Origin of the sequence: Pseudoxanthobacter sp., assembly GCF_036822375.1 — a bacterium.
GTDB lineage: Bacteria > Pseudomonadota > Alphaproteobacteria > Rhizobiales > Segnochrobactraceae > Pseudoxanthobacter.
Genome location: NZ_DAISHT010000104.1, coordinates 1 through 11,999 on the forward strand (window position 1 = coordinate 1; position 11,999 = coordinate 11,999).

Here is an 11,999-nt window from a genome sequence, read left to right on the forward strand (position 1 = left end):
CAGCGCGTGGCCATTGCCCGGGCACTGGCGCCGCGCCCGGCGCTGCTGATCGCCGACGAGCCGACGGGCAATCTCGATGCAGGGACGGGAGCGGCAATCGCGGACCTGATCTTCGCCGCGCAGGCGGACCGTGGTGCCACGCTGGTGCTCGTCACCCACGATGGCGGGCTTGCCGCGCGCTGCGGGCGCACGGTGCGCGTCAGCGGCGGCCGCGTGCTGCCGGCGGCAGACTGATGGCGCGTCCCATGCAACGACTTCATCGTCTCCTTTTCCGCGCCGGCCTCGCCGCGCGTCTGGCGCGGCGCGAATTGCGCAGCGGTCTGGGCGGCTTTCGCATTTTCATCGCGTGCATCGCCCTCGGGGTCGCCACCATCGCCGGCGTCGGCTCGCTGGCAGATGCGCTGACGCGCTCGGTTGCCGAACAGGGACGCTCCATCCTTGGCGGCGATATCGAGGCGGCCCTGAACCACCGCACCCTCTGCCCGGATGAAGCCGCCGCGGTGGCTGCGATGGGGCCCACCTCGCGCATCGCCACCCTGCGGGCCATGGCGCGGGCGGCCTCCGGCGATCAGATCCTCGCCGAACTGAAGGCCGTCGACGGGGCCTACCCGCTGGTCGGCAGCCTGGACATCGAAGGCGGCGGCAGCCTGCGCGAGAAACTGGGGCCACAAGGCACGGCCAACGGCCGGCCGCTTCAGGGCGCTGTCGCCGATCGCGCACTGTTCGACCGGCTGGGGCTGAAACCCGGCGACACGATCGGCATCGGCACGACGCAGGTGAAGCTGACCGGCATCATTGCCCGCGAGCCGGACAAGCTCGGCGGCGGGTTCGATTTCGGCCCCCGGCTGATGATCGCGGCCGAAACCCTGCCTGAGACTGGCCTCCTGATGCCGGGAAGCCTGGTGACGTGGTCCGAGCGGGTGCTTTTGCCGGAAGGGAGCGGCGATGCGACGCTCAGGGCCGCCCGCGAAAACCTCACGGCCCGCTTTCCCGATGCCGGCTGGCGGCTGCGCGACCGCACCGGCGCGGCGCCCGGCTTTGTCAGCAACATCGAGCGCTTCGCGCAATATCTGACGGTCGTCGGCCTTTCCGCGCTGCTGGTCGGCGGTGTCGGCGTGGGCAATGCCGTTGCCGCGTTCGTGGAGCGCCGGCGGCTCTCCATCGCCGTGCTGCGCGCGCTCGGCGCCGGCGGCGGACTGGTGTTCTGCGTGGCGCTGATGCAGGTGATGGCGATTGCCGCCCTCGGCGTCGCGCTCGGTCTTGCCGCCGGCGCGCTGGTGCCCCCGGTTGCCGGCTATCTGCTGTCCGGCCTGCTGCCGGTGGATGCGGTGGGCGGGCTCTATCCGGGTGCGCTGGCACTGAGCGTGGCCTATGGCCTGCTGACCGCCCTCGCCTTCTCGCTGTGGCCGCTCGGCCGGGTGCACGATGTCGCCCCGACGGCCCTGTTCCGCGACGATGCCGGTGCCCGCGGCCGGCCGCGGCGGCGCTATCTCGTCGCCAGTCTCGCCGTCGCGGCCGGGCTGATCGCCCTTGCCGTGGCGGTGGCGGGCGACCGCCGCATCGCGGTGGTGTTCGTGGCGGGCGCGGCCGGGGCCTTCCTCATCCTGCGCGCGGTGGCGCTGGCCCTTGCCGCGGCGGCCGGGCGCCTGCGGCCGCGCGGGTTCACCCTGCGGCTGGCGCTCGGCAACATCCGCCGGCCGGGCTCCTCCATGCCCATCGTGGTGCTCTCGCTCGGCCTCGGGCTGACGCTGATGGTGGCGCTGTCGCTGATCGACGGCAACATGCGCCGCGAACTGACCGGCCGGATGCCGGCGGTAGCACCGAGCTTCTTCTTCCTCGATGTCGCCAGCACCGAGTGGAACGCCTTTCACGCCTTCCTCGGCACCGCCGCGCCGGGGGCCAAGGTCGAGGCAACCCCGATGCTGCGCGGCCGGCTGACGGCGCTGAAGGGCATTCCGGCCGCCGCCTATCCCGCCCCGGCGGGCGTGCAGTGGGTGCTGAAGGGCGACCGCGGCATCACCTTCTCCGCCCGCCCGCCGGACAACGGCCGCATCGAGCAGGGGCAGTGGTGGCCGGCGGATTATGCCGGCCCGCCGCTGGTGTCGTTTTCCGCCGACGTCGCCCGTGATCTGGGGCTGAAGACCGGCGACACGGTGACCGTCAACGTGCTCGGCCGGCCGGTGACGGCCACCATCGCCAACCTGCGCACCACCGAGTGGAACGGGCTGGCCATCAACTTCGTCATGGTGTTCTCGCCCGACACCTTCGCCGGCGCCCCCGGCACCGTGCTGGCCACGCTGACATGGCCGGGCGGAGCGACGCCGGCGCAGGAAGCCGGGCTGATGCGCGCCATCGGCCGGGATTTCCCGACCGTCACCGCCGTGCGGGTCAAAGATGCCCTCGACACCATCAACGCCATCGCCGGACAGCTCGCCATCGCCATCCGGGCGGCCGCCGCCATCGCCCTTGCCGCCAGCGTGCTGGTGCTCGGCGGGGCGCTGGCCGCCGCCCATGCCAGCCGCATCCACGATGCGGTGGTGCTGAAAACGCTGGGCGCAACGCGCGGCCGGCTGGTGGCGGCCTATGCGCTGGAATATGCCCTGATCGGGCTGGCAACCGCCGCCTTCGCGCTGCTTGCCGGCGGGGCCGCCGCGTGGGCGGTGGTGGCCGGCGTCATGCGCATTCCGTTCGCCTTCCTGCCGGAGACCGCGTTCGGCACCGTGGCTCTGGCGCTCGCCGTCACGGTCGGGCTGGGTCTTGCCGGCACATGGCGGGTGCTCGGCCAGCGCCCGGCGGCGGTGCTGCGCGCGCTGTGAGGCGACGGAAAGGTTTTCACGCCGCAGCAAAGCGCAGATTACAAAGGCTTCATCTTCGGCAACACCTGCCGGTGCCGTCTTGCCGGCCCGCGTCAACGCGCCCATATTTGGCGGTGAGACTATCGTCTGTCATGGCCGGAGGCTAAGGTTCACCCCAAGCCCGGCCGGATCGGGCGATGATCGCGCCGGCCTTGCCGCCCCGGCAGGCGGAGGGTCGCGCTTCACCGGTTCTGGTCCTGCCCTGCGGGACTGAAAGAGGGAATTCCGATGCCGACGTTCGACCCCAATCAAACCACGCGCTTTGGCGTAAGCCCGGCGGCGCGGGCGCAGGCCGGCGTCATCGATGCGGGCCTGCGGGCATATATGCTCAAGGTCTATAACTACATGGCGATCGGCCTGGTCATCACCGGCCTCGCCGCTCTCGGTGCCTTTGCCGCCTCCGTGACCGACCCCGGCTCCGCCGGCGCCGTCGCGCAGGTCAACAGCACCATGGCGCTGACGCAGTTCGGCTATGCCCTGTTCGTCAGCCCGCTGAAGTGGGTCATCATCCTTGCCCCGCTCGCCATGGTGTTTCTGGTATTCCCGCGCCTCGGCTCGCTCAGCGTGTCGTCCGCCCAGATCGCGTTCTGGATTTTCGCGGCCCTGATGGGCCTGTCGCTGTCGTCCATCTTCCTCGTCTACACGCAGGCCTCCATCGCCCGCGTGTTCTTCATCACCGCCGCCTCGTTCGGTGCCCTCAGCCTTTATGGCTACACGACCTCGCGCTCGCTCTCGGGCATGGGCTCGTTCCTGTTCATGGGCCTGATCGGCATCATCATCGCCTCGCTGGTGAACCTGTTCCTCCAGTCCTCGGCGCTGCAGTTCGCCGTGTCGGTGATCGGCGTGCTGGTGTTCGCGGGCCTCACCGCCTACGACACCCAGCAGATCAAGGAGATGTATTTCGCCGGCGACGACGGCGCCACGGTCGGCCGCAAGGCGATCCTCGGTGCGCTGCGGCTCTATCTCGACTTCATCAACCTGTTCACGATGCTGCTGCAGCTTTTCGGCAACCGGAACTGATCCGGCCCGCCGGATGCGCAATCGGAGGGGCGCGGTCCGCGAGGGCCGCGCCCCTTTTGCTTTCAGGGGATGGCGATGCGCGACGGTGCCGTGCCGGCTTGCCAGTTTCCTTGCGCCCGCGCCCCAATAGTCGGGCAGACCGAATCAGCGGAGGAAGGCGGCAATGCCCCGGCTCTTCACGGGTCTTGAGATTCCGGCCCCGGCCGGCCTGCAACTGGGCCTTCTGCGCGGTGGCCTGCGCAGCGCGCGCTGGATCGATCCCGAGAACTACCACATCACCCTGCGCTTCATCGGCGACATCGACGAGCGCACCGCCGACGAGGTGGCCAATGCACTGGACCGCGTGCAGCGGGCGCCGGTTCCGGTTCATATCGAGGGGCTGGGCAGCTTCGGCGGGACAAAGCCGCATTCGCTGTGGGCGCGGGTCGCGCCAAACGCGGCGCTGGCCGATCTGCAGGCAGAACACGAGCGCCTGTTGCAGCGCCTCGGCCTGCCGGCGGAAGGGCGCAAATACACGCCCCACGTCACCCTTGCCCGGCTGCGCGGTACCTCGCCGCGCGAGGTGGCCGACTGGCTGGCCCTGAGGGGCGGCTTCTCTCTGCCGCCGTTCATGGCCACGCGGTTCGTGCTGTTTTCCTCGCGTGCCTCGGTGGGCGGCGGTCCCTATCTGGTCGAAGACGCTTTTCCGCTTTCGGCCTGAACGCGGCCTCGTCAGGCGGCCGGCGCGCTTTCCGCCGGCGCGGCGGCGTCGCTGCCGGCCCCGGCGCGGCCAAACCGCTTCTCGATATAGTCCTCGACCAGCTTCTGGAATTCCACCGCAAGGTTCGGCCCACGCAGGGTCCCGGCCTTGACGCCATCGACATAGACCGGCGCGGTCGGAATTTCGCCGGTACCGGGCAGGGAAATGCCGATATCGGCGTGCTTGGATTCGCCCGGCCCGTTGACGATGCAGCCCATGACGGCGACCTTCAGCTTCTCGACGCCGGGATATTGCTCCCGCCACGCCGGCATGCGCTCGCCGATATGGGCCTCGATGGACTTCGCCAGTTCCTGAAACACCGTGGAAGTGGTGCGCCCGCAGCCGGGGCACGCGGCCACCACCGGCAGGAAGGTGCGGAAGCCCATGGTCTGCAGAATCTCCTGCGCCACCTTCACTTCCAGCGAGCGGTCGCCACCGGGCTCGGGCGTCAGGGAAATACGGATGGTATCGCCGATGCCTTCCTGCAGCAGCACCGACAGCGCGGCCGCAGAGGCGACGATGCCCTTGGAACCCATGCCCGCCTCGGTCAGCCCCAGATGCAGCGCATAATCGCAGCGCCGGGCAAGGTCGCGATAGACGGCAATGAGGTCCTGCACCTGCGAGACCTTCGCCGACAGGATGATGCGGTCGCGCCCGAGGCCGATCTCCTCGGCACGGGCGGCGGAAAGCAGGGCGGAGCGGATGATGGTTTCGCGCAGGATGGCAGCGGCGGATTTCGGCTTTTGCGCGCCGGCATTCTCATCCATCAGGTGGGTCAGCAGTTCCTGATCGAGCGAGCCCCAGTTTACGCCGATGCGCACCGCCTTGCCGTGGCGGGCGGCCAGTTCGACGATAGCGCCGAACTGCTTGTCCTTCTTGTCCTTGAAACCGACATTGCCGGGATTGATGCGGTATTTTTCAAGCGCCTCGGCACAGGCCGGGTGATCGGCCAGCAGCCGGTGGCCGATATAGTGAAAATCGCCCACCAGCGGTACGCGGATGCCGCGCTTCTCCAGCTTCTCGCGGATGTGCGGCACGGCCGCGGCCGATTCCGGCCGGTCCACGGTGATGCGCACGATTTCCGAGCCGGCACGCGCCAGCGCCGCGACCTGCCTGACGGTCGCCTCCACATCGGCGGTGTCGGTGTTGGTCATGGACTGCACCACCACGGGCGCGCCGCCGCCGACCATGACGCCGCCGACATCCACGCCCACGGCCCGCCGGCGCGGCGCGGGTCCGGCCTCGGACTGCCCGCCTTCAACCGCCTCCGGTGCCGCGTTGCTGATGGCCTGATCCATGATGATGCTGTCCTTCAGAAGAACGTCCGCGGGCGGGCGCCGGAGCGGCTCTGGTGGTGCCAGAGCGCACACAACGCGTCAACCCGCGGCCCGCGCCGGGGCAGCCGCGCAGCGGGCGCACAGCCCCAGAATCTCGATCGCGGCATTGCGCGGCACGAAGCCGGTGCGCGCCTGCAGGCCGGCGACATCCAGCCCGATGCTCTCGCCGGAAACCTCTGCCACCTGCCCGCAGGTCTCGCAGATGAGAAATACAACCGGCCGGGCGGCATCGTGCCGTCCGGCGCAGGCAAGAAACGCGTTGAGCCGCTCGATGCGGTGGACGAGGCCGTTTTCGGTCAGGAAGTTCAGGGCGCGATAAACCGAGATCGGCGCCGGCGGCGGTCCGCCAGCACCCAGCCGCTCGATGATGTCATAGGCGCCGAGCGGCCGGTGGCTCTCGGCCAGAAGCACGTCCAGCACGGCCCGGCGGCCGGGCGTGAGGCGCACCCCGGCACTGCGGCAGATCGCATCCGCCCGCGCCAGCACGTCGGCTGCGCAGTGGCGGTGATCGTGGCCGGGCTCTGGAAAGGCATCCCCCGCCTCGCGGGCATGATCGCCCGGGGCGTGGGCGTGGATGCACGTGCCCCCAGGCCCGCGCAACGCGCCGGGAGTCTGTCTTTCGTCAGGGGCGGACCGGCGAGACGATCGATCTGTCATAAACAATCTATAGCACAAAGCTGCGCGGCATGCCGGAACACAACCCGTTCGCCCGCGCCTGCCACCGCCCCGGATGCAGCCGCGCTGCCCGGTGCTTCTGCAGGGATGATGCGGGGCCATGCCGCGCTTGCGGCAGCTCCGCAATTCCGTTCGACTTTTCACCGCCCCGGTGGTTTGATCTGCCCGCAAGGAGCACCTTTCCATCGGGTGCCATCACTGTAACTCAGTGCAGGGAAACACGTCCATGCTGAAGGGCAAGACCGCCGTCGTCACCGGATCGACCTCCGGTATCGGCCTCGCCTACGCGAAGATCTTCGCCGCCAACGGCGCCAACGTGGTCATCAACGGTTTCGGCCCGGCCGACGCCATCGAGGCCGAGCGCGCGGGCATCGAGAAGAGCTTCGGCGTGAAGGCTGCCTATGACGCCGCCGACATGACCAAGCCGGACGAAATCGCCGCCTTGATCACCAATGCGGAATCCACGTTCGGTTCCGTCGACATTCTGGTGAACAACGCGGGCATCCAGTTCGTTTCGCCGGTCGAGGAATTTCCGATCGAGAAGTGGAACGCGATCATCGCCATCAATCTCAGCTCGGCGTTCCACACGATCCGCGCCGCCGTGCCGGGCATGAAGAAGCGCAAGTGGGGCCGCATCATCAACACCGCCTCGGCCCACGCGCTGGTCGCCTCGCCGTTCAAGAGCGCCTACGTGGCCGCCAAGCACGGCATCGCCGGCCTGACCAAGACCGTGGCGCTTGAAACCGCCACCTTCGGCATCACCGCCAACGCTATCTGCCCGGGCTATGTCTGGACGCCGCTGGTGGAAAAGCAGATCCCCGACCAGGCCAAGGCCCGCGGCATCAGCGAGGACGAGGTGAAGAAGTTCCTGCTGCACGAACAGCCGACGCAGGAGTTCGTGACGGTGGAGCAGGTCGCCTCCCTCGCCCTCTATCTGGCGAGCGATGGCGCGGCTTCCATCACCGGCGCGATCATTCCGGTGGATGGCGGCTGGACCGCGCAGTAAGCGGCAGGCCCAGCGACGGATGCACGAAGGCCGGGCTTGCCCCGGCCTTCTTTTTTGTCCCGTTCAGCGCGCGGCGACGCGGCGGCGGAAACGCATCAGGGTGTAGAGACCGAACGGCTTCAGCGCCGTGCGCTCCACCAGCTCCATGTCCGGGTGGGCGGCGACCCATTGCGCAAGCCGGGCAAAGGGGAATTCCGGCCTGAGGCCCATGCCCCGCGTGCGCGCGGCGAACCAGCGCTCCACGGCAGCCCGCCAGCCGGTTTCCGAATAGAGGTGGTTGACGAGGATTACCTCGCCGCCGGGGCGCACCACGCGGGCACACTCGTCCAGCACCTGTTCCGGCGAGGCCACCAGCGTGATGACGAACTGCGCCACCACACAATCGAAGCTGCCGTCGGCGAAGGCGAGGTCATGGGCATCCATCTGCCGAAGCGCCTTCACATGGGGGAAGCGCCCGCCAGCAAGCTTCAGCTTTGCCTTCTCCAGCATCGGGGCAGAAAGGTCGATGCCGGTGATGGCCGTTGCCGGGCCGTAATCGGGAAAGGAAAGCCCGGTGCCGACGCCGATTTCAAGAATGCGGCCGCCGACATTGCCTGCGGCCCGCGCCGCCGCGCGCCGTCCGGCGCGGCAGACCGGACCGACGATGGCGTCATAGACCGGCGCCCAGCGCGCATAGGCCTTCTCGACGGTCGCATGATCGAGATCGGGCGTGGCAGCAGCGGCCGGCGGCACAGACACACCGGGGCGGGACATCACCTTGGACATGAACAGGCCCTGAAACGCTTCGGAAAAGGCGGTTCGGCCGTTTTGCCATGCGCGGGCGACGGTCCTGTGAAACAGCCGGCTCACGGCCGGCGAACCGCGGCGCTATCGCATCCATTCGATATAACGACGATGGCGGCCCCATGCGGCCGGGTTGCCCCCATGCGAGCTGGCAGTCCGATGGGGACCTCAGGGCTTTTTCCCAACCGGAACCGCGATCGCTCTTGCATTCGATATTTTTCGATATATCTAAATGCTATCGAAAAATAGAAGGAAGCGCATATGCGTCGTTATATCGAATCTCAGAGCCGCCATGGTGGCGGCTTCGGCGGCAAGGGCAGCGAACATCGCCACGGAGGACCGGAAGGGCATCGACACCGCGGTCACGGTTCCAGCCGGCAGGGCGGCTTTGGCGGCGAAGACGGCGGTCATCGCCACGGCGAACCGCAGGGCCACGAACATCGCGGTCACGGTTTCGGCCACGGCCGGTTCGGTGGCCGACATGCTCGCGGCGAGCGGGAGCACGGTGAGCATGGGCACGGCGAGCATGGGCGTGGCGGCCGCGGCCGTGAAAGATACGGGCATGCCGGCGAAGGCTGCAAACATCGCCATGGCCGGCCGGAAGAGCGGGAAGCACACGGGAGAGGCTTCAAAGGGCGCTTCATGAAGGGCCGCTCCATGAGACGCGGCGGTCACGACCGGGACCATAGGCCCGGCCCCGCCGATAGCCTCTATCGGGACGGTCCGCAGTTCCCGGAAACCGCGCGGGCGCTCCCGGATGAAGCCGGCACGGTACCCGCGCCGGATGCCGTCATCGCTCCGGCGGCACAGCCCGCCGCGCATATCGCTGCCGCGCGTATCACGGTCTGCACCGGCCGCGACTGCCGGGTCTGCTGGGACAGCCCCGCCTTTCTTGCCGATCTGAAGCAGGCAGCGGCGGCCAGTGGCATGGCGATCGCGGTGGCTTCCTGTGGCTGCGTGGACCTGTGCGCCGAGGCGCCGGTCGTCATCATCGGGCCGGCGGACGGTGCCACGCAGGCAACCGCCGCAGGGCAGGGCGCGGAGCAGGTCTTTGTGAATGTGGAAAAAAAGGATATTCCCTCCCTTATCGAGGCGGCAAAGGCCGGCACGCAGTGAGGGGGTAGAAGTGTCTCGTTCCGGATATGGTCCGCCCGGCGGCTCTGGCTGGCCGGGAGGTGCGGATCGCGGACCGGAGCGCCACGGCCGTGGCCGTGGCGGCGGACGCGGTGGGCGTCGCGGACGGCTGTTCGCGCATGGCGACCTGCATCTCATGGTGCTCTGGCTGATCGGCGAAAAGCCCAGCCATGGCTACGAGCTTATCAAGTCCATTGAGGCACAGGCCGGCGGTGCCTACAGCCCCAGTCCGGGCACGATTTATCCCGCGCTGGCCTTTCTCGAAGACCGGGGTTACGTGCAGGCGGAAGAGCCTGCCGGCAGCCGCCGGCTGTTCGCAATCACGCCAGCCGGCCGCGCTTATCTCGCCGCCAGCCGGGAACAGGTCGAGGCGCTGTTCGGCCGGATTCGCGAACACCGCACCGCCGAGCCCGATGTGCCAGCCCCCGTCATGCGGGCAATGGAAAACCTCACCCTCGCGCTGCGCATGCGTCTGGAGCGCGGCCTGCTGTCGCCGGCGGAGGCCCATGCCATCGCCGGGATTCTGGATCAGGCCGCGCAATCCGTGGAGCGGACCTGACCGCCCGCGTCCTCTGCCCGGTCGGAAAGCTGAAGCCTCAGAGCCCGAAGAAATCGGCCATCAGGCTCACCTGGCAATCGAGCATCGGCGCACCGCGATGAATGCGGGCGCCCGCCCGCTCTGCAGCTGCCAGAAGCGGGGTGATGGCGGGCTCCATGATGACCTCGGCAACGACCATGGCTTGCGTCAGGCGGGCGGCGTCCAGCGGCAGCGGATCGGACGGCTTCATGCCCAGCGACGTGCCATTGATGACGAGATCGTGGCCGGAAGGGTCGCTGTCGCCGGCAGCCGCTCCGACGGCTGGAAAGGCATCCGCCACGCGGGCGGCCAGCGCCCGTGCCTTGTCGGCGGAGCGATTGGCGATGGTGAGGTGCCCGACACCGGCCTGCGCCAGCGCGAAGGCGATGGCCGAGGCCGCGCCGCCGGCCCCGGCCAGATAGACCCGGCGACCGGCAAGCGCGATGCCTGCCGCCTGCAGGCCACCGACGAAGCCGACGCCGTCCAGCGCATCGCCCTCTATGCGTCCGTCGGCCGTCCGGCGGATAACGTTGACCGCCCCGACCAGTTCGGCCGCGCGGCTGAGGCTGTCGCACAGCGGCAGCATCGCGGTCTTGTGCGGAACGGTGACGATTGCGCCGTCGAAGTTCTTCAGCCTGCGCAGCGTCTCCGCAACCTGCGGCAGGTCCGCCGGTGCCACCTGCACCGGCACCATGACGGCATCGCGCCCGCGCTCCGCCGCCAGACGGTTGATGAGCGGCGGAGCTTTCACATGCGCCACCGGATCGGCCAGAATCGCCAGCAGCCGGGTGCGGCCGGTGATGTCGGTTGTCGCCGGAATGGCGGATGCGGTCGTGACCGTCATGGTGCCTCCTTGCAGATTTGGCTTCGGCAGGATCAGCCTTAAGAAGATCAGGCTTCGGGCAATGTCAGCCGGCCATCGAGACGGCGCGGCACCTTGTAGGGATTTTCATCGTGCAGGGCCGGCGGTAGCAGCACCTGCGGCACGTCCTGATAACAGACCGGCCGCAGGAAGCGGGCGATGGCCAGCGTGCCGACCGAGGTGGAGCGCCCGTCGGCGGTGGAAGGGAACGGTCCGCCATGCACCATGGCGGGAGCCACCTCCACGCCGGTGCCGAAGCCGTTGACGAGCACCCGCCCGACCTTGCGTTCCAGCAGGGGCAGGAGGCGGGCGGCAAGCGCGGCATCCGCTGCTTCGTCGAGGTGGATCGCCCCGGTCAGCTGACCTTCCAGTGCGGCGAGGACCGCATGCAGGGCAGCCTCGTCGGCGCAGCGCACCACCAGCGAGGCGGAGCCGAACACCTCCGCCTGCAGGCGGTGATCGGACAGGAACGCCTCCGCCGTGGTGGCGAACAGGCTGGCGGTGCCCGACAGTTCCGCGCCATCGAGACCGCTGGCGACGGCGGTGACCGCCGCATTGGCGGAAAGCGCCCCGACGCCGGCCCGGTAGGCCGACAGGATACCCGGCGTAAGCATGGTCTGTGCGGCGCAGGCGGAAAGCGCCCCGGCGGCAGCGGCAAGGAAGTCGTCCAGCCCCGGCCCTTCCAGCGCCAGCACGAGGCCGGGGCTGGTGCAGAACTGGCCCGCCCCGAGCGTCAGCGAGGCAACGAACGCCTTGCCGATGGCCGCCCCCCGGCCTGCGAGCGCACCCGGCAGCAGGATCACGGGATTTATGGAACTCATCTCGGCATAGACCGGGATCGGCTCGGCGCGGCCGGCCGCAATCGCCATCAATGCGGTACCACCGGCGCGCGAGCCGGTGAAGCCGACCGCCTTGATACGATGATCGGCCACCAGCGCCTGACCGATGCTGCGCGAGGCATCGAACAGCAGCGAGAACGTGCCTTCCGGCAGGCTACAGGCGGCAACCGCC

Annotated in this window: 12 protein-coding genes and 1 pseudogene; 7 read left to right on the forward strand and 6 right to left on the reverse strand. The window is 69.1% G+C overall.

Annotated features, from left to right (window positions below; genetic code table 11):
* The 4 genes and pseudogenes from V7067_RS10930 to thpR all read left to right on the forward strand — a co-directional run.
* Positions 1–234: pseudogene (locus V7067_RS10930) on the forward strand (ABC transporter ATP-binding protein); the annotation flags it as partial.
* Positions 235–245: 11 nt separating this feature from the next.
* Entirely contained in the window at positions 246–2,816 is a 2,571-nt protein-coding gene (locus V7067_RS10935; RefSeq protein ID WP_334175934.1) for an FtsX-like permease family protein, read from the forward strand.
* Between the two features lie 267 nt (positions 2,817–3,083).
* Complete coding sequence (locus V7067_RS10940) at positions 3,084–3,875, forward strand: Bax inhibitor-1/YccA family protein (protein WP_334175935.1); 792 nt, start codon at positions 3,084–3,086, stop codon at positions 3,873–3,875.
* Between the two features lie 163 nt (positions 3,876–4,038).
* Positions 4,039–4,575, forward strand: a complete 537-nt coding sequence (thpR, locus tag V7067_RS10945) for an RNA 2',3'-cyclic phosphodiesterase (protein WP_334175936.1) — start codon at positions 4,039–4,041, stop codon at positions 4,573–4,575.
* An 11-nt stretch (positions 4,576–4,586) separates the two neighbouring features.
* On the opposite strand, the gene ispG is transcribed toward thpR, so the two are convergent.
* Both ispG and V7067_RS10955 read right to left on the reverse strand, forming a co-directional pair.
* Positions 4,587–5,912 carry a flavodoxin-dependent (E)-4-hydroxy-3-methylbut-2-enyl-diphosphate synthase gene (gene ispG / locus V7067_RS10950; RefSeq protein ID WP_334175937.1) on the reverse strand — a complete coding sequence of 442 codons (1,326 nt, stop codon included), beginning with the start codon at positions 5,910–5,912 and terminating at the stop codon, positions 4,587–4,589.
* Between the two features lie 78 nt (positions 5,913–5,990).
* On the reverse strand, positions 5,991–6,551 hold the full coding sequence (locus V7067_RS10955) for a Fur family transcriptional regulator (protein ID WP_334175938.1): 561 nt from the start codon (positions 6,549–6,551) through the stop codon (positions 5,991–5,993).
* 301 nt (positions 6,552–6,852) lie between these two features.
* Between V7067_RS10955 and V7067_RS10960 the strand changes: the two genes are divergently transcribed.
* Positions 6,853–7,632 (forward strand): 3-hydroxybutyrate dehydrogenase, encoded by a 780-nt coding sequence (locus tag V7067_RS10960; protein WP_334175939.1) that lies wholly within the window; start codon positions 6,853–6,855, stop codon positions 7,630–7,632.
* Between the two features lie 63 nt (positions 7,633–7,695).
* On the opposite strand, the gene V7067_RS10965 is transcribed toward V7067_RS10960, so the two are convergent.
* Both V7067_RS10965 and V7067_RS10970 read right to left on the reverse strand, forming a co-directional pair.
* Positions 7,696–8,397 (reverse strand): class I SAM-dependent methyltransferase, encoded by a 702-nt coding sequence (locus V7067_RS10965; protein ID WP_334175940.1) that lies wholly within the window; start codon positions 8,395–8,397, stop codon positions 7,696–7,698.
* 246 nt (positions 8,398–8,643) lie between these two features.
* Positions 8,644–9,000 (reverse strand): hypothetical protein, encoded by a 357-nt coding sequence (locus V7067_RS10970; RefSeq protein WP_334175941.1) that lies wholly within the window; start codon positions 8,998–9,000, stop codon positions 8,644–8,646.
* Positions 9,001–9,057: 57 nt separating this feature from the next.
* Here V7067_RS10970 and V7067_RS10975 point away from each other — a divergent pair, with 57 nt between their 5' ends.
* Both V7067_RS10975 and V7067_RS10980 read left to right on the forward strand, forming a co-directional pair.
* A complete protein-coding gene (locus V7067_RS10975; RefSeq protein ID WP_334175942.1) occupies positions 9,058–9,531 on the forward strand; it encodes a (2Fe-2S) ferredoxin domain-containing protein in 474 nt (157 codons plus the stop codon).
* A gap of 154 nt (positions 9,532–9,685) precedes the next feature.
* Complete coding sequence (locus V7067_RS10980; RefSeq protein ID WP_334175943.1) at positions 9,686–10,108, forward strand: PadR family transcriptional regulator; 423 nt, start codon at positions 9,686–9,688, stop codon at positions 10,106–10,108.
* Between the two features lie 37 nt (positions 10,109–10,145).
* Here the strand turns inward: V7067_RS10980 and V7067_RS10985 are convergent, their stop codons facing one another.
* On the reverse strand, positions 10,146–10,970 hold the full coding sequence (locus tag V7067_RS10985) for a shikimate dehydrogenase (protein ID WP_334175944.1): 825 nt from the start codon (positions 10,968–10,970) through the stop codon (positions 10,146–10,148).
* A 47-nt stretch (positions 10,971–11,017) separates the two neighbouring features.
* Positions 11,018–11,999 (reverse strand): aldehyde dehydrogenase family protein (locus tag V7067_RS10990; protein WP_334175945.1); only part of this gene is annotated, 982 nt, incomplete at its 5' end.